The 20,094-nt window shown below is 64.3% G+C and carries 17 protein-coding genes; 8 read left to right on the forward strand and 9 right to left on the reverse strand.

Annotation, left to right across the window (positions count from 1 at the left end; genetic code table 11):
* The first annotated feature begins 110 nt into the window (after window positions 1-110).
* The 4 genes from ACIP21_RS07840 (at window position 111) to ACIP21_RS07855 (ending at window position 5,299) form a co-directional block, all read left to right on the forward strand.
* Complete coding sequence (locus ACIP21_RS07840) at window positions 111-3,302, forward strand: T6SS effector BTH_I2691 family protein (protein ID WP_400686051.1); 3,192 nt, start codon at window positions 111-113, stop codon at window positions 3,300-3,302.
* Complete coding sequence (locus ACIP21_RS07845; RefSeq protein ID WP_400686054.1) at window positions 3,299-4,126, forward strand: DUF6708 domain-containing protein; 828 nt, start codon at window positions 3,299-3,301, stop codon at window positions 4,124-4,126. The genes ACIP21_RS07840 and ACIP21_RS07845 overlap by 4 nt, the downstream gene beginning before the upstream one ends.
* Before the next feature lie 185 nt (window positions 4,127-4,311).
* Complete coding sequence (locus tag ACIP21_RS07850; RefSeq protein ID WP_400686056.1) at window positions 4,312-4,599, forward strand: hypothetical protein; 288 nt, start codon at window positions 4,312-4,314, stop codon at window positions 4,597-4,599.
* An 85-nt stretch (window positions 4,600-4,684) separates the two neighbouring features.
* The gene (locus ACIP21_RS07855; RefSeq protein WP_400686058.1) at window positions 4,685-5,299 is read left to right on the forward strand and encodes a Yip1 family protein; all 615 of its coding nucleotides are present in this window, start codon (window positions 4,685-4,687) and stop codon (window positions 5,297-5,299) included.
* A gap of 18 nt (window positions 5,300-5,317) precedes the next feature.
* Here ACIP21_RS07855 and ACIP21_RS07860 read toward each other — a convergent pair whose 3' ends face one another.
* The 9 genes from ACIP21_RS07860 to ACIP21_RS07900 form a co-directional block, all read right to left on the reverse strand.
* The gene (locus ACIP21_RS07860; RefSeq protein WP_400686061.1) at window positions 5,318-5,578 is read right to left on the reverse strand and encodes a DUF1652 domain-containing protein; all 261 of its coding nucleotides are present in this window, start codon (window positions 5,576-5,578) and stop codon (window positions 5,318-5,320) included.
* Between the two features lie 208 nt (window positions 5,579-5,786).
* On the reverse strand, window positions 5,787-6,698 hold the full coding sequence (locus ACIP21_RS07865) for a DNA-3-methyladenine glycosylase family protein (protein ID WP_400686064.1): 912 nt from the start codon (window positions 6,696-6,698) through the stop codon (window positions 5,787-5,789).
* Between the two features lie 142 nt (window positions 6,699-6,840).
* Window positions 6,841-7,728, reverse strand: coding sequence for a pirin family protein (locus ACIP21_RS07870; RefSeq protein WP_400686067.1), 888 nt, complete (start codon window positions 7,726-7,728; stop codon window positions 6,841-6,843).
* A gap of 100 nt (window positions 7,729-7,828) precedes the next feature.
* Window positions 7,829-8,701: an alpha/beta fold hydrolase gene (locus ACIP21_RS07875; protein WP_400686070.1), complete on the reverse strand. Its 873-nt coding sequence runs from the start codon at window positions 8,699-8,701 to the stop codon at window positions 7,829-7,831.
* Window positions 8,702-8,721: 20 nt separating this feature from the next.
* The gene (locus ACIP21_RS07880) at window positions 8,722-9,342 is read right to left on the reverse strand and encodes a LysE family translocator (protein WP_400686073.1); all 621 of its coding nucleotides are present in this window, start codon (window positions 9,340-9,342) and stop codon (window positions 8,722-8,724) included.
* Window positions 9,343-9,527: 185 nt separating this feature from the next.
* On the reverse strand, window positions 9,528-10,457 hold the full coding sequence (locus tag ACIP21_RS07885) for an aliphatic sulfonate ABC transporter substrate-binding protein (RefSeq protein WP_400686076.1): 930 nt from the start codon (window positions 10,455-10,457) through the stop codon (window positions 9,528-9,530).
* A 3-nt stretch (window positions 10,458-10,460) separates the two neighbouring features.
* Window positions 10,461-11,504 carry an L-glyceraldehyde 3-phosphate reductase gene (mgrA, locus tag ACIP21_RS07890; protein ID WP_400686079.1) on the reverse strand — a complete coding sequence of 348 codons (1,044 nt, stop codon included), beginning with the start codon at window positions 11,502-11,504 and terminating at the stop codon, window positions 10,461-10,463.
* Window positions 11,501-12,835 carry an LLM class flavin-dependent oxidoreductase gene (locus ACIP21_RS07895; RefSeq protein ID WP_400686081.1) on the reverse strand — a complete coding sequence of 445 codons (1,335 nt, stop codon included), beginning with the start codon at window positions 12,833-12,835 and terminating at the stop codon, window positions 11,501-11,503. The genes mgrA and ACIP21_RS07895 overlap by 4 nt, the downstream gene beginning before the upstream one ends.
* Window positions 12,836-12,877: 42 nt before the next feature.
* The gene (locus tag ACIP21_RS07900) at window positions 12,878-15,082 is read right to left on the reverse strand and encodes a TonB-dependent receptor (RefSeq protein WP_400686084.1); all 2,205 of its coding nucleotides are present in this window, start codon (window positions 15,080-15,082) and stop codon (window positions 12,878-12,880) included.
* A 258-nt stretch (window positions 15,083-15,340) separates the two neighbouring features.
* Between ACIP21_RS07900 and ACIP21_RS07905 the strand changes: the two genes are divergently transcribed.
* The 4 genes from ACIP21_RS07905 to tcuB all read left to right on the forward strand — a co-directional run bounded on the left by ACIP21_RS07905 (window position 15,341) and on the right by tcuB (window position 20,093).
* Window positions 15,341-16,387 carry a LacI family DNA-binding transcriptional regulator gene (locus tag ACIP21_RS07905; RefSeq protein ID WP_400686085.1) on the forward strand — a complete coding sequence of 349 codons (1,047 nt, stop codon included), beginning with the start codon at window positions 15,341-15,343 and terminating at the stop codon, window positions 16,385-16,387.
* Window positions 16,388-16,444: 57 nt separating this feature from the next.
* A complete protein-coding gene (locus ACIP21_RS07910) occupies window positions 16,445-17,380 on the forward strand; it encodes a LysR substrate-binding domain-containing protein (protein ID WP_400686088.1) in 936 nt (311 codons plus the stop codon).
* A gap of 123 nt (window positions 17,381-17,503) precedes the next feature.
* Window positions 17,504-18,949: an FAD-dependent tricarballylate dehydrogenase TcuA gene (tcuA, locus tag ACIP21_RS07915; protein ID WP_400686091.1), complete on the forward strand. Its 1,446-nt coding sequence runs from the start codon at window positions 17,504-17,506 to the stop codon at window positions 18,947-18,949.
* On the forward strand, window positions 18,936-20,093 hold the full coding sequence (gene tcuB / locus ACIP21_RS07920; protein ID WP_400686093.1) for a tricarballylate utilization 4Fe-4S protein TcuB: 1,158 nt from the start codon (window positions 18,936-18,938) through the stop codon (window positions 20,091-20,093). Before tcuA ends, tcuB begins: the two co-directional genes overlap by 14 nt.
* The last annotated feature ends 1 nt before the right edge of the window (window position 20,094 follow it).

Genomic DNA, 20,094 nt, shown 5'->3' on the forward strand with positions numbered 1-20,094 from the left:
TGCCGCTTTGTGCATCTGTTCGCTAGCGCCGGCGGAATTTCCAGCTGGTGCGCTAATGCGACTCGAGCTGGCAGCGCCTGATTGCCCCTCCCCCGATCCGAGGCCTACCCATGAGCTTCAGTCAGAATATCGCCAACCTGATGGCCGAAACCGATTTCCTCCTCACCCCCTGCAAGGCCTGCCAACGCCAGGGCCTGCCCATCCTCCCCCTGCGCCAGGCCGTGGTACCCGACACCCGCCCCGGCAGCGACCCCGCCACGCAAACCCGCATCGGCCTGCGCACACTGCGCAGCGGCTACCTCTATGTGCTGCTCGACCAACGCATCTGGCACGCCTACGAAGTCACCGCCCAAGGCCACCTGCGCCAGTTCAATCCCTACGAACCCAACCCGGGCCCGCCGCCCTCGCTGCCTGAGCGCTGCATGCACGAGGACCACGACATCCCCTCGTCCTTTCTCAACATCGACACCGATACCTACGGCTCGGCCTGGCTGGCGTTCTCCAGCGATCCCTGGCCGCTCAGCGTGCTGCAGGCCTACCGAAGTGGCCAATACCCTGCACAGCGCTTCGAGGGACTGGACCTGATCCAGGCGCGCAGCAACCCCGAACTGCTGGGCCTGGCGATGACTCCGGACAATCTCCAGGTCGACCGCCAGGTGTTCGAATACGCCCAGCAACTCAATGGCCCGTTCGACAGCGCCCACGGCTTCCACAGCCGCTTCCTGCGCAGGACCGCCCTGCGCGGTTACCTGGTCAACGCCATGGCCCGGCACAAACTGGAGAACGGCGTGCTCGCGGTGGTGCTCGACGACACCGTCGGCCTGGTCCAGGAGTTCAACCACCAGCGCCTGAACTGGGTGGTCAAGCGCCAGGCCTGGCGCGAAGACCCGCTGCGCGCCTACCAGCTGCAGACTTCGCAGATCCTGCAGATCATCCGCGCCACCCAGCGTGAGTGGGCGGCGCAGAAGATACCTACGATGCTTGAACCACAGACTGGCGACGGGCCACCGGTGTTTGTCGATCCTGAGGTAGAGCGCCAGCGCATGGTCGAGATGGCCCAGCTAGAAAGCGACAAGAAACTTGAGGAACGCTACGACGAGCCTCGACGTGCAGCTTTCCAGGCTGAATACGCTCAGGAAGAAGCCCGCTTCCAGGCCTATATCGACCGGTATGCCGGCGCCTACGCGAAGTTCTGCGAAAGCGCGGTGTTTGCGCTGATCGAACGGCACGATTACGACGGCCGCAACCGCGAATCGGGTATCGCCTACAGCAAGACCATGGCGACCTGTTGCGCGGGCGGTATCACCGAGGCAGTACAAGCAGGTGGGCAGCCAACCCCCGGCACCAGCGAAGCGCTGTGGCTTAAATGGCTGCAGGACCCAAACAGTCCTCCCTACCGCGCCCTGCTGCTGCGCGACCAAGCCCTGCTCGCCGCGCTGCTGCCCAGCTTCTCGTCGACCGAACCGACCCACTGGAACGACAGCGACAAGCTCTACTCCGCCCTGAGCAAGTTCATCAGCAGTGAAGACTTCGGCCTGCGGATGCGCGATTCGCTCAAGCAGGCCGTCAGCGAGCTGCAGGGCGCGGTGAATGCCGCCAGCCTGCGCCTGCAGGCGCAGCTTGACCCCGGCATCCAGCACGTCGTGCGCCACCTGAACAGTGCCAGCCAAAGGGTTTACAACGGTGTGCACCTGATCGAGCTGCAGGTACAGATGAAGCTGGGCGAGTACTACGCCTTGCAGAGCGCGCACCTGCGTAAACTGCAGAACCGCGCCAGCGAAAAACTGGCCAAGGCACGGGCAGAAATGATGCCGGACCTGGAAGATGTGAAGGCCGGGATTTTCAAGCCGATAGCCAAGGTCCAGCCGATCATCCAGACCGGCCTTCTCAGCCTTGCGGTACTCGATCCAAAAGTAGCGCACCAGGTAATTCCGGTCAGTGTCTGGGTCGAGGGTACGGCTTACGAGGTGCATGAGCGCTTGGCCAGGGAGGTGAAGCTCAATGTCAATCAGCTGAATGACGCTGCGCAGATGGCATTGGTGGAGATCAAAGTGGCGGCGGGAACGCTGGAACTGGATGCGCGAAAGGCACTGAACGGCATGAAGATCAGTGCGGGGCAAGCTTCACAGTTGGTGCGTGACAGCTTCACCGGGCTACGAGGCACGGGAAAAGGCTGGGAGCTGTTGCTTTCATTGGGCGGTATGTATCTTCTGGGAGACAGCCTTGGCAAGAATCTGAAGAAAGCAGAAGAGAGTATTGGCCCTACGTCAAGGGAGGCCATGATGACTCTGTATGGCTCAGGTCTTGGCATTGTCGGTAGCAGCGTGGAATTAATCGGCTTTTTGATGCCGCGAAAGGCAATCACAAAGCTGGAACATTCCATGGGTCGTGCCGTTTCTAAGTATGGAGCCACCCTGAACGCTGCATCGGGAATTTTCGAAGCTATTCAAGCGTATATCGCGTCGAGACGTACTGACGATGCCGGAGATACAACTGCAAAAAAATTGTACCGTGCTGCGCTTGTATCCGCATCTTTTGGCACCTTTCTTGCTGTTCTAGCCGTATCCACCTCATTAATAACCGGGGCTTTAGGCTTTTCGATTGTTTTCACTTTTTTCGCATACGGCTTCATGAAAGCAGCGGCTCAGCAGGAATCGACTGCATTAGAACAATGGGCTCGCCGCTGCTACTTCGGAATAGCAAACGAAACTCCCCGCATTCATTGGAACTCACCTAACCATGCGGATATCGCAATCGCTGAACTGAACGCGGCAACACTAGGCGTGTCCGGAAATCTAAAGTTTGACTCCCTATTCACCAACCAACCAGTGAGTTCTAAAATAGGTATCCCCGTCGACCTCAAGGTGCATCGAATCCTTAAATTTCAGGTGGTGCTCCCTCGATTCGCAGAGTCAACATCCAGCTATCAATGGAAACTTTTGATCCATAGAAACACAGAGGGAGTCAATTCGGCTCTGGATGCTGGCGAAATCGTAGTATCCAAAGAGCACTTCACGCCAAATTTAGCAAAAAACATCACAAACTCGACACCTACATCCCATAAAAAATCCCCAAACAATATCGACTACCTAATAGACACTCTAACACTGAGCGAATCTAACCAAGAATCGAACCACTTCAACGAAAAACATGCCACCAAAACATTCAACGGCGAATTAGAGCTAACACCCGACACGGTACGACACAACATCACATCAGCCTCGCTAATCATAACTTACTGGCCTGATCGCAACATACCAGAAGCATACGCAACGTGCGAAAGCAAGGAGAACAACCAATGAGCAAAATCGAGCGCGAATTTGGCTGGCAATATGATCTACCATCGCCAAATACGGGCTGCAACCTTGCTCCAGTCACAGCAAAAATTTACCCACCACCTAATCACGTTGATGATTTCTACCTAGAAATACCCAGAACGCCTCTTAGACCTCGTGGACTTTTACTACTTTTGGGGTCCGCCATGCTTTGTATCACAATCACCGGAGTTCCATTTTTAGCCTTCGACGATCCAACATGGTTTTTTGCCCTCGACATCAGAATCTTCGCACTTCTGGCCCTCATACTTGGTGCCATCTACGTGGGAATACCGGCAATCCGCCTAGATCTTGAAATGCCGCGCTGCGAGCCAGTACGTTTCAATAGATTTCGTCGAAAAGTTTATTTCTATCAATATAGATCTGAACAAACCCATCCATTCGGACGAAAAAATTGGGGGATCAAACCCGTCAGCTACAACTGGGACGACCTTACAGCTGAGGCTTACCGCACCTATGTACCTCTAGGCTACGGAGGGCTAAAAGAAAGAATAATGTTGTCAGTCAAAAGCCCCGAGACCAACGCAATTATAGATCGCCTCTTTCTTTGTGACGACATAGAACAGGGTAAACATTACTGGGCAGTAGCCAGGGCTTACATGGAAAGAGGTCCTGAGGCACTTCCCGATTTCGTTCACCCCCCTAGAGACTGGAATGAATTTCCAAATCCCGGCCCTTGGGAAAATGCTTTTCATCGCAACCCATTTGACCGCCTCGCCCCCAAAGTCCAGTGGCCCGCCGACATGGATCTGGAATCCCGCACCGCCCTCAATCAAGGAGACCCTGCATGAAGCCGTGTCGAACAAGCCGCCAAGCGGCCCTTCGTCGGCTCACCCCAAAAAACCATGAAAACCTCTGAAACAAGTTGAACATCTGACGCCGATAAGCTTCCAAAAGATGATACGTGCCATCCTTCTGCCAGGAGCCTGCCGCCAATGCCTTGCCAGCACTGCCAGCCCCCAGGAGCCCAGCGGCCATGAAAATGCCCGGCCGTGCGCCCAACGCCAACGTCCAGCTCGACTACGTCCGCGACACCCTGTTCGGCCCGGTGGCCCTGAGCGTCGAATGCCAATGCCAGCTTGCCGACCTCAACCTGCAGGGCCGCCCAGGCCTGCGCCTGCACATCTGCCCGCCGCTGCCGGACAAGGTCGAACGCGCCCACAGCGTGGCGTTCGTCTGGGACGGGCGCACTTACCGGGGCGTGGTGCGCGACCAGGGCAAATGCGGTGACGGCGGGCTGAATCTGCTGCTGGAGCTGCAGTAGACCGATCAACGGCGACCAACCTGGCTGAACCTGGCGCGAACGGGGGCTCTCCATACCTACAAAGGCCCCGCCTGCGGAGATCGCCATGAACAGTCCCTTGCTCAAGCTTTTCACCCACCCTGCCGACGCCTGGATGGACATCCGTCGCGCCGAGGAGGAGCACCCGCAACAATACCTGCCGCGCCTGCTGGCCCTGGCGTTGATACCTGCCCTTTGCCTGTTCGTCGGCACCACCGTGTTCGGCTGGAGCCTGGCCGCCGAGGAGCGGGTGCACCTGGACATGGCCAGCGCCGCGCAGCTGGCCGGGCTGCTGTATGCCACCACGGTGGTCGGGGTGATGCTGATGGGGGTGATGATCCGCTGGATGTCCCGAGGCTTCGACGCGCAGCCGAGCCTCAACCAGTGCATCGGTTTTGCCGCCTATTGCGCGACGCCGTGGTTCTTTGCCGGGGTGGTCGGCCTGGTGCCGATCAGAGCGGTGGCCTTGCTGGCCCTGGTGGCTGCTTCGGCCTATGCCACGGTGCTGCTGTATGGCGGGTTGCAAACCTTCCTGCGCCTGCGCAAGGAACAGGCCATGCTGTTCGCCAGTTGCGTGTGGGGAGTGGGTTTGTTGCTGCTGGTGACCATCCTGGTGTCGATGATCCTGTTCTGGAGCAACGGGCTGATGCCATCTTACGTGCGGCCGGCCAGCCTCGGCTGACCGGCACGTCACAGGCGGTCAGGCGATCGCCTTGAGCGGCAGTGGCTGGCTGTCGCGCAGCGCATGCAGTTGTCCGACCAGGTTCACCAGGTCGCGACAACTGTTGAGGCTCTGCAACGACACCCCGGCGAGGGTCACGCCCTCCTCCAGGTTTTGCCCCTGGGCGAGGCGAATGGTCAGGCTGTTGCCATCCGTGCAGCTGACTTCGCAGCGGTCAGGCAGGCAGGCCTGCTCGATGATCTGCCGCATTTCCAGCATCGAAACTCCAATCAACGACATGGTACGACCCCTCTCTGTTGGCCTGTTGTGTGGGATTACGCCTTTGCGGGACGGGGTGCCAATTGATATTGCCCATGCCCAAGCGGCCGTCCATGCGCCGGGGCAATGATCGTGCGGGAAATCCTATAGCACCTTAGTGGAAGAACGCCCCTCGCCCCGGGCTGTTCGATCGAATATTGGCACTTTGCGACAAGCGGTCGCGCTTGTTTCATCTTGCCGTCAGTGAGGCCCACAAATGCTGCGCCGCATAGGCCCGCCAGGGGTGCCAGGCCTGGGCTCGCTCAGCCAGTCGCGCATCCGCGCCTTCGAGCAGGCGCAGGGCCTTGACCAGGGCGACATCCCCCAGCGGCAGGGCATCGCGGGCAGCGACCTGACGCAGGGCCAGATACTGGGCACTCCAGGGGCCGATGCCCTTGAGTCGACATAAATTGGCCACAACGGCCTCCAGGGGTTGACCGGGGCGCAGCAGGCCGGGCTGTGCCAGCAGCGCACTGGCCAATGTGGCCAAGGTGGCCGCGCGGGCGCGTGGCACGCCCAGGTTGTCCAGGTCGGCGGCGGCGATGGCCTGTGCCGCCGGGAACACGTGGCTCAGCCCTTCGGCGGGCAGGCGCAGGGGCTCGCCAAGGCGGGCGACCAGCCGCCCGGCCAGGGTCATGGCACCGGCGACGCTGATCTGCTGGCCAAGCACGGTGCGCATGGCTTGCTCACAGCCCTCCCAACCCTGGGGCACGCGCAAGCCTGGGCGGGTGGCGAGCAACCGAGCCATGAGCGGGTCGCGGGACAGGTCATGGGCAATGCGGGCGGGGTCGGCGTCGAGGTCGAAGAAACGCCGGATGCGGGTGATCAGCGCGGGGACTGCCCGGTTGGGGACGCCCGTGAGGTGGATGCGCAGGCGGTTTCCGGCGGTGGGCCTGGCTTCGAGGATGGCATGCCTGCCGTTGATGGCCAGGGTGCGGCGGTAGGTGCCGGCGGTGAAGGTTTCGATGCCGGGGATGCAGCGGGCGGCGAGGAAGGCCAGGGTCGAGGGCCAGTGATAGGGCGTGGGGTAGCGCAGCCACAGGGTGTGCTGGCCGGTCAGGTTGAGCGAGCGTTGCAGGGCATGCAGGCGAGACTGGGGCATGGCGGCATCATGCCAAGTTTTGTGCCGCCTGTACCGGCCTCATCGCGGGCAAGCCCGCTCCCACAGGAGGTTTGCACAGGGCCAAAGGCCTGCACCATTGCTGTGGGAGCGGGTTTACCCGCGAAGAGGCCGGTGCACGCTATCAATGACTCGGGCCGCTTTCCTCACCCGCCATCTGCCCGAACCGCCCGGCATGGAAATCATCGAACGACTCGGCAATCTCGGCCTGGCTGTTCATCACGAACGGCCCGTAGCCCACGATCGGCTCGTCGATCGGCTCGCCACTGAGCAGCAGCACGCTGGCGTCGTCGAGCGCCTCGATGGCCACATCTTCGCCACCGCGCGCCAGCATTACCAGGCTGGCGGGCCCGGCCTCACGCTCACCGTTGACCCGCACGCTGCCGCGCAGTACCACCAGCGCGGCATGCCGCCCCTCGGCAATCGGCAGGTGCAGGCTGGCACCCGGAACAAGGCGCAAGTCCCATACGTCCATTGCGGTGAAAGTCCGCGCCGGCCCTGGATGCCCTCGATAGCTACCCGCGATCACCCGCAAGCTGCCAGCGTCATCCTCCAGCTGCACCACGGGGATGTCCGTGGCCAGCAACGTCTGGTACCCCGCCGCAGCCCGCTTGTCGCGCGCCGGCAGGTTGACCCAGAGTTGCACCATCTCCAGCGTCCCACCGCTGCGGGCAAAGGCCGGGGAATGAAATTCCTCGTGGATGATGCCGTTGGCGGCAGTCATCCACTGCACATCGCCGGGGCCGATCAAACCGCCTGCGCCGGTAGAGTCACGGTGCTCCAGCTCGCCCTGGTAGACGATGGTCACGGTCTCGAAGCCGCGGTGCGGGTGCTGGCCGACGCCACGGCGCTCGCGGGTGGGCGTGAAATCATAGGGGCCGGCATAGTCCAGCAGCAGGAACGGGCTGAGCTGGCTGGCCAGGTTGTCGTAGGTGAACAGGCTGCGCACCGGGAAGCCGTCACCGACCCAGTGGGCCTGGGGGCTGCGGTGGATACCCAGAATCTTTTTCATGAGAAGGCTCCTCTCTTGGCTGGGCTCACCTTACCAATGCAACCAATAAGCCGGTAGCCTGCCGAAATGGCATTGATCGTTCCATCCATGGAACAGTTGCTTAGCCTTGGAGGAATGCCAGCACCTGTTCTGCTGCCATGGCCGGGTCTTCCTGCATGAAGCAGTGGCCACCGGCAACCTCGCGGGCACTCACGTAGCCGTTGAGCGCCGCAAGGCGCTGTACCGAACGGGGCACGAACGGATAGGTCCTTGCGCCATGCAGCACCAGGGTCGGCGTTTGGATGGCAGCCAGCTGAGCCCACATGCGCGACGGGAACGAACTGAAGATCTCCACCTCGCGGCTGGGGCGGCACTTGAGCACCACGCCTTCATCGCAGTCGCCGATCGCATGCTCGACATAGGCCTGCAATGCCGCATCACTCCAGCCCTTGAAAATGCCCCGCCCTTGCAACGAGGTCAGCGCCGCTTCACGGTCAGGCCAGTGGCTACGGCGGCTGGCGGCCTTGCGCGCCAGGGCACTGCGGCGGTGCAGGCCAACCAGCGTGGCAAAGCCCATGGCGCCGAGCATGCGCCGGCTGAAGAGCACCGGGTCGAGCAGCACCGCCCGCTGGAACAAGCCCGGCTGGCAGGCCAGGATCAGCCCGGTCAGTACACCGCCGAAACTGTGACCCACGGCAACCCGCGGCACGTCGGCATACTCGCCCCGGCCCGCCTCGAAGGCTTCCACGGCCAACGCCGCCGTGCGGTTCCAGCCACGAAACTCGCCGCCATGGTCGCTGTCGCCATGGCCCTGCACATCGCACAGCCACAGGTCGAAATGCTCAGCCAATGCCAGCAGCAGCGGCTGGTAGACCAGGCAGCAGAAGCCATTGCCGTGGATAAAATGCAGCAGCGGCTTGCCGCTGGCTGGCGAACGCCAGCCGCGCAAGGTGAAGCCTTCGGCGCATTGATAGGACCAGGGAATCAACTCCATCGCTTGCTGTACTCACGGGTTCATGAAAACGCCGATTCTACAAACAGCAGCGGATACAGGGAAATCACCAGCAGCAAGGCCATCAGGACATTGAACAGCATCAGCCAGCGCGGGTTCTGCAAAAGGTTGCGCAGCGCACTGCCGAACATTACCCAGATACCGACGCTGGGCAGGTTGACCAGGGCGAACAACGTCGCGATGACGATCACATTGGTCACGTAGCCCTGGGCCGGCGTGTAGGTGGTGATCGCGCCCACCGCCATCACCCAGGCCTTGGGGTTGACCCACTGGAACGCCGCCGCGCCCCAGAAACCCATGGGTTTGCGCGCATTGGGCGAGTCGCCGCCCAGTGGCCCGGACGTGGCGATCTTCCAGGCCAGGTACAGCAAGTAGGCGGCACCGGTGTAGCGCAGCACGCTGTACAGCGCCGGCCAGGCCTTGAACACCTCGCCCAGGCCCAGGCCGACCGCCAGTACCATGACCATGAAACCGACACTGATGCCGATGGCATGGGGGATGGAGCGGCGCACGCCGAAGTTCACGCCCGAGGCCAGCAGCATGGTGTTGTTGGGCCCCGGGGTGATCGAGGAGACGAAGGCGAACAGCACAAAGGCTGTCAGGAGGTCGGCAGAGGCAAGCATCACAGGTATTCCAGAATCGTTTTCAGTGCCGCCACACTAACGGAATCAGGTCAGCCTGCGACCGGTACAGTTACATTAAATTAAACAGATACACATTACTGTACCGCTTACCCTCTGGCTGCTCTGGCCTCTTCGCGGGTACTGTGGGAGCGGGTTCACCCGCGAAGAGGCCAGAGCAGGCACCCTCAATGTGGATGCCAGACAGCACCGGCAATGTCCACCCGCCTGGGCAATACCTTGTTGTCGAAGAACAACTCCGCCGTGCGTTGCTGCGCCGCGACGATCTCCTCGGTCACCGGCATCAACGGCGACGCCGGCCGATGGCTGAAACTGCGCCGCACCACCTCCTCCGGCAAGCCCATGAACTGCGCCAGCAACCGGATGCTCCCCGCCTCGTCACTGCGCGTCAGTGCCTCGGCCCGGGTGATTTCCGCCAGCAGGCGCGTGACGAAATCCTCATTGGCCTCGACATACCCCCGCGCCCCCAGCATGAACGGCCCGATCAACCCCAGCCCCTCGCCATCGGCCAGCAACCGTGCCTTGCCCTCCAGTTCGATGGCCGAATAGAACGGGTCCCAGATCACCCAGGCATCCACGCTGCCACGTTCGAAGGCCGCCCGCGCATCGGCTGGCGCCAGGTACACCGGCTGCACGTCACGGATGCTCAAGCCGGCCTTGGCCAGGCTGCGCAGCAGCAGGTTGTGGGCGCTGGAGCCCTTCTGCAAGGCAATGCGCTTGCCCTTTAGCCCGGCTACCGAGGCGACCGGGCTGGCCTTGGGCACCAGGATCACCTCGGCCTTGGGCTTGGGCGGTTCGGCGCCTATGTACAGCAGCTCGGCACCGGCCGCCTGGGCGAAGATCGGCGGAATGTCGCCGGTAGAGCCGATGTCGAGGCTGCCGATGTTCAGGGCTTCGAGCATCTGCGGGCCGGCGGGAAACTCGATCCACTCCACCCGGGTATCGGCGAAACGCTGCTCCAGCAGCCGGTGCTGCTTGGCCAGCACCAGGCTGATCGAGCCCTTCTGGTAGCCGATGCGCAAGGCGGCCGGGTCCGCCGCCTGGGCCGCGCCGGCCAGCCCCAGGAGCAGCAGCAATGCAACACGTAACACGCCCATGGCTCAATCCTTCCAGTCGGTGGCGGGCTTTTCCCAGAGGTTGATCCCGCCTTCCACGGCGTACTGGTCGATCTCGGCCAGTTCCTCGGCGCTGAACGCCAGGTTGTCGAGGGCCGCTACGTTCTCGATGATCTGCTCGGGGCGGCTGGCACCGATCAGCGCCGAGCTCACCCGCGGATCGCGCAGGGTCCAGGCCAGGGCCAGCTGCGCCAGGCTCTGGCCACGGCGCCGGGCGATCTCATTCAGCGCACGGGCACGGGCGATGTTGGCCTCGGACAGGTGCTGTGGCAGCAGCGAACCACCGCCTGCGCGGTTGACCCGGGCATCGGCAGGGATGCCATCGAGGTACTTGTCGCTGAGCAGCCCCTGGGCCAGGGCGGTGAACACGATCACCCCGGCGCCGACCGCGTCGGTGGTGTTCAGCAGGTCCCGCTCGATCCAGCGGTTGAACAGGTTGTACGAGGGCTGGTGGATCAACAGCGGCACCTTCAGCTCGGCCAGCAGTGCGGCGATCTCGCGGGTCTTGCCGGCGGAGTAGGAGGAAATGCCGATGTACAGCGCCTTGCCCTGGCGCACGATATCGGCCAGGGCGATGGCGGTTTCCTCCAGCGGCGTGTCGGCATCGAAGCGGTGCGAGTAGAAGATGTCGACATAGTCCAGGCCCAGGCGCTGCAGGCTCTGGTCGAGGCTGGCGTGCAGGTACTTGCGCGAACTGCCGCCCTGCCCGTACGGCCCGGGCCACATGTCCCAGCCGGCCTTGCTGGAGATGATCAGCTCGTCGCGGTAAGGGCGCAGGTCTTCGCGCAGCAGGCGGCCGAAGTTGCGCTCGGCGCTGCCGTAGGGCGGGCCGTAGTTGTTGGCCAGGTCGAAGTGGTTGATCCCGGCATCGAACGCCGTGCGCAGCAGGGCGCGCTGGGTGTCGATGGGGGTGGCGTCACCGAAGTTGTGCCACAACCCCAGGGACAGGGCCGGCAGCACCAGGCCACTGCGGCCGACACGGCGGTAGGGAATGCGCGCATAGCGCTCGGGGTGGGCGTTGTAGCTCATGGTCGACCTCGCTCGGCAAAGAAGGGGTTGGCGGGCCGCTGCAGGCCCAGATGATCACGCAGGGTGCGGCCCTGGTACTGACGACGGAACAGCCCGCGACGCTGCAATTCGGGGACCACGTGGCTGGCGAAGTCCTCCAGGCCCTGTGGCAGGTGGGGCACCAGCACGTTGAAGCCGTCCGCCGCGCGCCCTTCGAACCAGGCCTGGAGCTCGTCGGCGATCTGCGTCGGCGTGCCGACCAGGCTGTAGTGCCCTCGCCCGCCGGCAATGCGCCGGCCCAGTTCGGCGAGGGTCAACTGCTCCTGGCCGGCCAGTTCGGTGAGCAACTGCTGGCGGCTGCGCTGGCCGTCCTCGGTGGGCGGCAGCTCGGGCAGCGGGCCGTCCAGCGGGTAGCCGGACAGGTCGAAGTTGCCGAGCATGCGACCGAGCAAGGCGACGCCTACCCGCGGGTCGACCAGGTCCTGGAACCGTTGGTACTTGGCCTGGGCTTCGGCCGCGCTGCGCCCGACCACGACGAACACGCCGGGCATGATCTTCAGTGAGTCCTCGTGGCGCCCGTGGCGGGCCAGGCGGCCCTTGAGGTCGGCATAGAAGGCCTGGGCGCGGGCCAGGCTGGGCTGCGCGGTGAACACCACCTCGGCACTTTCGGCGGCCAGCTCGCGTCCGGTTTCGGACGAGCCGGCCTGGACCAGTACCGGCCGGCCCTGGGGTGAGCGGGCCACGTTCAGCGGGCCACGGACGCGAAAGTGCTCGCCAGTATGATTGACAGTACGTACTGCATCGGCGTGATGGAACAGGCCGCTGGCCTTGTCCCGGACAAAGGCGTCATCGGCCCAGCTGTCCCACAACCCCTGCACCACCTGCTGGAACTCGCGGGCCCTGGCATAGCGCTCGCCGTGGGGAATATGCGCATCGCGGCCAAAGTTGCCGGCCTCGGCGGCGGCGTCGGAAGTGACCAGGTTCCAGCCGGCTCGCCCGCCGGAAAGATGATCGAGCGAAGCGTACTTGCGTGCCACGTGGTATGGCTCGTTGTAACTGGTGGTGGCGGTGGCGATCAGGCCGATGCGCTCGGTGACCGCACTCAGGGCCGAAAGCAGGGTCAAGGGTTCGAAATACACCGAGCGGGCGCTGTGGCTGGCCAGGGCATCGGTGGGTGCGGCAACGCTGTCGGCGACGAACAGGGCGTCGAAGCAGGCGGCTTCGGCAATCTGCGCGGTGCGCCGGTAGGGGGCGAAGTCCAGCGGGTCGGCGGGCACGTCGGGGTGGCGCCAGGCGGCGATGTGGTGCCCGGTGGCCATGAGAAAGGCACCCAGGCTCATTTGACGACTCATGTTCGATCTCCTTGATTGGGGCTGCCTTGCAGCCCTTCGCGGTCAGAAGTCCTTGCGCAGTTGCACACCGAAATAGCGCCCGTCATCCCGCGGCACCGACCGGTAGATGGAGTCCCCGCCACTGGCCAGCATCTGCGCATACGACTTGTCGCCCAGGTTCTTGCCCAGCAGCGCCACGCGCCAACCGTCGTTGTAGTCGGCCAGGGCGATGCTGGCGTTCCAGATGCCGTAGGCGCCCTGCACGGTGTCGGGGTTCTGGTCGAGGCTGAACTGCACCGCGTCCTGCCAGCTGTAGTCGCTGGACAGCTCGACATCCAGCCCGTTGTCCAGCGGGATCGAGTAGTCGGCACGCAGGTAGGCCTTCCAGTCCGGGGTGAACGGCAGGCGGCCGCCGTCGATGTCGCAGTTGGCCGCCGCCCCCGGCGGGCAGTTGAAGTGGTCGACCCGCGCCTTGGTGTAGGCCGCCGCCGCCGAAAACTTGAGCTGGCGGGTGGCCTGGAAGCTGGCGTCGAGTTCCACGCCCTGGGTCTTGACCTTGCCGGCGTTGACCAGGCGGGTCACCACCTGGTTGGCCACGGTGTCGTAGAAGTTGGCCTGGTAGTTGTCGTAATCGGTGTGGAACAGCGCCAGGTTGGCCATCAGCCGGTTGCCCAGCGCGGTGCCCTTGAGGCCGACTTCGTAGGCGTCGGAGGTTTCTGGCTTGAGCGCCTCGGTGTCACGCGGCTGCATGTTGAAGAACACGTTGTAGGCCGGGCCCTTGTAGCCACGCGAATAAGTGACGTAGCCGGTGAGGTTGTCGCTGAAGTCGTATTGCAGGCCGCTGCGGCCGCTCCAGCCGTCCTCGTCGACCGAACCGGAACTGGCGGTCGAAGGCTGGATGCCGGTGACGGCCGTGGCCGACGTGGAGACGCGGCGGTGGTCGTACTCGAGGTCGTCGTGGGTCCAGCGCAGGCCGAAGATGGCGCGAAAATCGTCGGTGAAGTTGAAGGTGTTTTCGCCGAACAGCGCGACGCTGTCATTGCTGGTCGAGTAAACCGCCCTCCCCGTATTGGCGACACCGCTGTTGACCGAAAGCCGTTGGTAGGTCTCGTCGGACTTGCCATGCATGTAGAAGGCACCGAGCACGTATTCGTTGAACTGGCCCTTGGGCGAGGTCAGGCGCAACTCCTGGCTGTACTGGTCGTAATCGACCGTGCCCTTGTCATGGGACGCGGTCACCGGCAACAAGGCGCGGCGGTCACCGTCCTGGTACTGGGTGTTGTCCCAGCCGCGCCAGGCGCTGATCGAGGTCAGGGTGTAGTCGCCCAGTTGCCAGTCGAGCTGGGCTGACAGGCCCTGGTTTTCGTCTTCGACGTGGGTCTTGAAGTCGCTGTTGATGTCGCGGTTGTGGGCGCTGGGCGTGACCGGGCGCAGCTGGTTGGCGAAGGCCGTGCTGGCGCTGGTGATGACGCCGCTGGGCAGGGTGTCTTCGCCTTTCATGTAATCGGCGATCAGGGTCAGGCGCAGGGCATCATTGGCTTCGAATTCCAGCTTGCCGCGCGCGCCCTTTCGTTCGTAGCCGTTGACATCATGGCCATTGGCGAGGTTTTCGACGTTGCCGTCGTAGTCGCCCCACAAGGTGCTCAACGAGCCCTTGAGCTGTTCGTTCAGGCGCCCGCCGATGCCGAAGCGCAGGCGGTTTTCGTCACCGCCACCGAAGTGCGAGTAGTCGACGTAGCCTTGGGTCTGCTCGGGGATGGCCTTGCTGATCACGTTGAGCACACCGGCCGAAGCGTTCTTGCCGAACAGCGTGCCTTGCGGGCCGCGCAGCACTTCGATGCGCTCCAGGTCGAGCAGGTCCAGGGTGGACTGCCCGGGGCGGCCGAACACCACGCCGTCGACCACCGTCGCCACGGTCGGCTCGACACCGGGCGAGGTGGAAATGGTGCCGACGCCGCGGATGAACAGCGAGGTGTCCTTGTTCGAGGCGCCGGCGCGATAGTTCAGGGTCGGCACCTGCTGGACGATGCTGGCGACGTTGTTGCGGTTGTCGCGCTCGAGCTGTTCGCCATCGACCACCGACACCGCCACCGGCACCTGCTGCAAGGTCGATTCGCGGCGGGTGGCGGTCACCGTCACCGCGTCCAGCGAGGTCGCTTGCGGGGCTTGCTCGGCGGCGTGGCCGGGTTGGCCGATGGCGGCCAGCAACACGGCGGCGGCCAGGGGTTGGCGTTGCTTGAACGGGAATGCCTTGCGCGGTTTGTGCATGATGCTCACTGCCTTCAGAGACCAGACCAGGGCCCGCGGACGGGGCCGACAGGGTGTTGCTGTGGTTGTCTGGTCTCGCTCGTGCGAGTGGCAGGCGCTTGCCAACAGCAGCGCTTGTTAGCGCTAACATGAGCAAGTATCGAAGTAGCTGACTTAGTAGGTCCAATACTTAAAAAGCAGATTTATATGCCATAAAGCTATTTGCCAGGGATGCCTACGTTAGCGCTAACATCGGCGATTTCCCCATGAGGGCAGCCGGTGAGCCAAGCCAAGGACTCCACACGCAAGCGTCGCGGCGCAGGCCGTGTCACCCTCGCCGAGGTGGCGCGAGCCGCTGAGGTTTCGGCCATCAGCGTGTCACGCTACTTCAACCAGCCCGACCAGGTTTCCCCACCCCTGCGCGAGCGCATCGAGGTGGCGGTGCAAGCGTTGGGCTATGTGCCGAACCGGGTGGCGGGTGGCCTGGCTTCCGCCCGCGGTCGTATCGTCGGCATGGTCATCCCGAACATCTCGGGGCCGATCTTCGCCCAGACCATCCAGGCTTTCAGCGACACCTTGAGCCGCCATGGCTACCAGTTGCTGCTGGCCTCCAGCTACTTCGACGAAGCCCAGGAAGAAAGCGCCGTCCGCGCCTTTCTCGGCTGGTCGCCGGCGGCGCTGGTGGTCACCAGTCACTTCCACAGCCCGGCCACCGAAAAGATGCTGGCCGAGGCCGATGTGCCGGTGGTGGAGATCTGGGACTACTGCCCGGAGCGTGCGCCGCTGCAAGTCGGCTTCCTGCATCACCAGGTCGGCGTGCAGGCCTGCCGCTACCTGCTGGACAAGGGCCATCGGCGTATCGCCTTCGTGCAGAACAGCGCCGCAGGCGACCTGAGTGCGCTGGAGCGGCGCGATGGCTACGTCGAAGCGCTGCAGGCAGCCGGGCTTGAACCCTGGGTGTTCGTGCCGTCGGCCGACTGCGCCCCGTTCGAGGCCGGCCGCCAGGCCATGGAGGCGCTGCTGCGCCGCGAGCCGCGCCCGCAGGCGATCCTCTTCGCCAACGACAACCTCGCCGCCGGTGCCCTGCTCGCCGGCCAGCGTGCCGGGCTGCGCCTGCCGGAAGACATGGCGATCATGGGGTTTGGCGACTATCCCTTTGCCGAGATGCTGTTGCCGAGCTTGACCACGTTGCGCCCGCCGTCGCGGGAGATTGGCGAGCTGGCGGCGTTGCGGGTGTTGCAGCACCTGGGCAGCATTGGGCCAGAGGGCGAGGTCCAGCGCTTGAACCTGCTGCAATGCGAGCTGATTGCTCGGGAAAGCGCTTGAGGGATCGCGCCAGCGACACTACTGTTCAACTCCTTGCAATCCCCATCTGGAGCCCCCTTGGAACTCAGGCAACTCCGCTACTTCGTCAAGATCATCGAACACGGCAGCCTCGGCCGCGCCGCGCTCGAACTGGACGTCGGTGTCTCCGCCCTGAGCCAGCAGATCGCCAAGCTGGAAAGCGAACTCAGCACCCGCCTGCTCAACCGCAGCAGCACCGGCGTCACCCCCACCAGCGCCGGCATGGCCTTCCTGCACCACGCCCAGCTGTGCCTGCGCCAGGCCGACAATGCCATCCTCGCCGCCCATCGCGGCCGCATGAGCGGCTACGTCACCGTCGGCCTGCCGCCCACCACTGCCACCGTGCTCGCCCTGCCGCTGATCGACGCCATGCGCCAGCGCTACCCCGACATCCAGCTGCACCTGGTGGAAATGCTCTCCGGCCACCTCGCCGCCCAGCTCAACGCCCGCCAGCTGGATCTCGCCATCCTGTTCCAGCTCGAAGGAGGCAAGCGCTGGAGCGTCACGCCGTTGCTCGACGAACAGCTGTTCGTCATCAGCGCCCCACAACTGCCCGGCGCCCCTCGCCAGGCCTGCGTGCAACTGGCCGAGCTCGGCCAGCTCCCGCTGGTGATGCCCAGCGCCCAGCACGGCCTGCGCGCGGCCCTGATGGCCGCCTTCGAACGCTCCGGCCTGACCCCCAACATCATCATGGAGGTCGACGGCCTCGCCGTGCTGATGAACGCCGTGCGCGCCGGCCACGCCGCCACCATCCAGCCCGGCGCCGCCGCGGCGCTCAAGGGCGAGACCGGGCTGCACGTGACGCAGATCGGCGACGCCCACGTCGGTCGGCGCAACCTGCTGGCGACCCTGGCCGACGATGAGCTGTCGCCGGCAGCGCTGGCCACCCGGCGGGTGATCATCGAGGTGGCCCGGCAACTGGTGGCCAACCGACAGTGGCCCGGCTCCAGCTGGATCGAGGACAGCAGCGCCTGACCCTTTAGCAAAACTGAACACCCCATGCCGTAACCCGCCTTTCGGCCTTGGCCCCGCTCCCCTACCTTGCCCCCATTCGCAGGGGGCCCTTCGTTCATGCCTCCTTGCGACCGAGGAGCGAAAATGATCGATGTTCTTGTAATCGGCGGCGGCAACGCTGCCCTCTGCGCCGCGCTGATGGCCCGCGAGGCCGGCGCCAGCGTACTGCTGCTGGAAGGCGCACCCAAGGCCTGGCGCGGTGGCAACTCGCAGCACACGCGCAACCTGCGCTGTATGCACGACGCGCCCCAGGACGTGCTGGTCGACGCCTATCCCGAGGAGGAATACTGGCAGGACCTGCTCAAGGTCACCGGTGGCCAGACCAATGAGAAGCTGGCGCGCATCGCCATCCGCGCATCGTCCCGTTGCCGCGACTGGATGCGCAGCCATGGCGTGCATTTCCAGCCACCGTTGTCCGGCGCGCTGCACGTGGCACGGACCAACGCCTTCTTCATGGGCGGCGGCAAGGCACTGGTGAACGCATATTTCCGCAGTGCCGAACGGCTCGGCGTGCAGGTGCGCTACAACGCCCAGGTCACCGACATCGAGCTCGAGGACGGCACGTTCGTCGCCGCGCACCTTGAAGCCCGCGAAGTCGACGGCCAGTGGCTGCCCGCCGAACGTATCCAGGCCAGGGCCTGCGTGCTGGCGGCGGGAGGCTTCGAGTCCAACCGCCAATGGCTGCGCGAAGCCTGGGGCCAGAACGCCCGTGGCGAATGGCCGTCGGACAACTTCCTGATCCGTGGCACGCGCTTCAACACCGGCGTCCTGCTCAAGCGCATGGGCGAACTCGGCGCCGACATCATCGGCGACCCGACCCAGGCGCACATGGTCGCCATCGACGCCCGCGCGCCCCTCTATGACGGCGGCATCTGTACCCGCATCGACTGCGTGTCGCTGGGCGTGGTGGTCAACCGTGACGGCCAGCGCTTCTACGACGAGGGCGAGGACTTCTGGCCAAAGCGCTATGCCATCTGGGGCCGCCTGGTGGCCGGCCAGCCCGGTCAGCAGGCCTGGTCGATCATCGACCAGCAGGCCATCGGCCGCTTCATGCCACCGGTGTTTCCCGGCACCACGGCCAACAGCCTGAGCGAGCTGGCGCGCAAGCTGGGCCTGCCGCCAGCGCAGTTTCTCCAGACCCTCGAGGCCTACAACAGCGCCTGCCAGGTCGGCACCTTCGACCACACCGCGCTCGACGACTGCCACACCGTGGGCCTGGCCCCGGCCAAGACCCACTGGGCCCGCCCACTGGTCAAGCCGCCGTTCTACGCCTACCCGTTAAAGCCAGGCGTGACCTTCACCTACCTGGGCCTGGCCACCGACGAAACCGCCGCCGTGCATTTCGCCGGCCAACCCAGCCGCAACCTTTTCGTCGCAGGAGAAATGATGGCCGGTAACGTACTGGGCAAGGGTTATACCGCCGGCATCGGCATGGCCATCGGCACCGCGTTCGGGCGGATCGCCGGCACACAGGCAGCGGCCAGCGCAGGCTTCGCCGACACCCGGGAGGTGCGCCATGCAGCTGTTTGAAGCGCAAGCCCAAGGCGAGCTGATCCCGCTGCTGAACGTGCATGAAAGCGAAGTGCAGCGGCAGATGAGCATCTGCAATGCCTGCCGCTACTGCGAAGGCTTCTGCGCGGTGTTCCCGGCCATGACCCGGCGCCTGGAATTCGGCCAGGCCGATATTCACTACCTGGCCAACCTCTGCCACAACTGCGGCGCCTGCCTGCACGCCTGCCAGTACGCCGCGCCCCACGAGTTCCAGGTCAACGTGCCCAAGGCCATGGCCCAGGTGCGCCTGGATACCTACGTCGAATATGCCTGGCCCCGCGCCCTGGGCCGCCTGTACCAGCGCAACGGCCTGACCCTGGCGCTGGCCAGCGGCTTCGGCCTGGTGCTGTTCCTGTGCCTGGCGCTACTGGCCATGGGCAACCTGTTCACGGCCATGCCCGGTGGCAACTTCTACGGCATCTTCCCGCACAACACCCTGGCGCTGATGTTCGGTGCGGTGTTCGGCTTCGCGCTGATCGCCCTGACCTTGGGCGTGCGCCGATTCTGGCGTGACGTTTCACCACCGATGGCGCCTGCCGCGCTGAAAACCGCCGCCGCTCTGGAAGCGACCGCCAGCGTGGCCAGGCTCGAATACCTGGACGGCGGCCATGGCCAAGGCTGCAACAACGCCGACGACCGCTTCACCTTGTGGCGCCGACGCTTCCACCACCTGACCTTCTACGGCTTCCTGCTGTGCCTGGCCGCCACCGGCACCGCCACGCTCTACCACTTCCTGCTGGACCTGGCCGCGCCCTACCCGGTGCTCAGCCTGCCCGTCATGCTCGGCATTGCCGGCGGCCTCGGCCTGCTGGTCGGCCCCGCCGGGCTGCTGTACCTCAACCTGCGCCGCGACCCCGCCCACGGTGACGCCCGGCAGAAACCCATGGACCGGGGTTTCATCGCCCTGCTGTTGCTGGTGAGCGCCAGCGGCCTGGCCCTGCTGGCGCTGCGCGAAACCAGCGCCCTCGGCCTGTTGCTGGCCTTGCACCTGGGCCTGGTGATGGCGTTCTTCCTGACCATGCCCTACAGCAAGTTCGCCCACGGCATTTTCCGCAGCGCCGCGCTGCTCAAGCACGCCATCGAGAAACGCCAGCCCAACCCGATCAACGCCGGCAGCGACTGAG

The sequence above is a fragment of the Pseudomonas sp. NPDC089401 genome, assembly GCF_044749485.1.
In the GTDB taxonomy this organism is placed as follows: Bacteria; Pseudomonadota; Gammaproteobacteria; order Pseudomonadales; family Pseudomonadaceae; genus Aquipseudomonas.

What these genes read in the sequence shown, in the direction of transcription:
- ACIP21_RS07885 (WP_400686076.1), bottom strand. Translation starts at nt 10,457, where the DNA reads ATGGGCGTGTTACGTGTTGCATTGCTGCTGCTCCTGGGGCTGGCCGGC.
- ACIP21_RS07880 (WP_400686073.1), bottom strand. Translation starts at nt 9,342, where the DNA reads ATGCTTGCCTCTGCCGACCTCCTGACAGCCTTTGTGCTGTTCGCCTTC.
- ACIP21_RS07875 (WP_400686070.1), bottom strand. Translation starts at nt 8,701, where the DNA reads ATGGAGTTGATTCCCTGGTCCTATCAATGCGCCGAAGGCTTCACCTTG.
- ACIP21_RS07860 (WP_400686061.1), bottom strand. Translation starts at nt 5,578, where the DNA reads ATGTCGTTGATTGGAGTTTCGATGCTGGAAATGCGGCAGATCATCGAG.
- mgrA (WP_400686079.1), bottom strand. Translation starts at nt 11,504, where the DNA reads ATGAGCTACAACGCCCACCCCGAGCGCTATGCGCGCATTCCCTACCGC.
- ACIP21_RS07895 (WP_400686081.1), bottom strand. Translation starts at nt 12,835, where the DNA reads ATGAGTCGTCAAATGAGCCTGGGTGCCTTTCTCATGGCCACCGGGCAC.
- ACIP21_RS07850 (WP_400686056.1), top strand. Translation starts at nt 4,312, where the DNA reads ATGAAAATGCCCGGCCGTGCGCCCAACGCCAACGTCCAGCTCGACTAC.
- ACIP21_RS07900 (WP_400686084.1), bottom strand. Translation starts at nt 15,082, where the DNA reads ATGCACAAACCGCGCAAGGCATTCCCGTTCAAGCAACGCCAACCCCTG.
- tcuA (WP_400686091.1), top strand. Translation starts at nt 17,504, where the DNA reads ATGATCGATGTTCTTGTAATCGGCGGCGGCAACGCTGCCCTCTGCGCC.
- ACIP21_RS07845 (WP_400686054.1), top strand. Translation starts at nt 3,299, where the DNA reads ATGAGCAAAATCGAGCGCGAATTTGGCTGGCAATATGATCTACCATCG.
- ACIP21_RS07840 (WP_400686051.1), top strand. Translation starts at nt 111, where the DNA reads ATGAGCTTCAGTCAGAATATCGCCAACCTGATGGCCGAAACCGATTTC.
- ACIP21_RS07855 (WP_400686058.1), top strand. Translation starts at nt 4,685, where the DNA reads ATGAACAGTCCCTTGCTCAAGCTTTTCACCCACCCTGCCGACGCCTGG.
- ACIP21_RS07870 (WP_400686067.1), bottom strand. Translation starts at nt 7,728, where the DNA reads ATGAAAAAGATTCTGGGTATCCACCGCAGCCCCCAGGCCCACTGGGTC.
- tcuB (WP_400686093.1), top strand. Translation starts at nt 18,936, where the DNA reads ATGCAGCTGTTTGAAGCGCAAGCCCAAGGCGAGCTGATCCCGCTGCTG.
- ACIP21_RS07865 (WP_400686064.1), bottom strand. Translation starts at nt 6,698, where the DNA reads ATGCCCCAGTCTCGCCTGCATGCCCTGCAACGCTCGCTCAACCTGACC.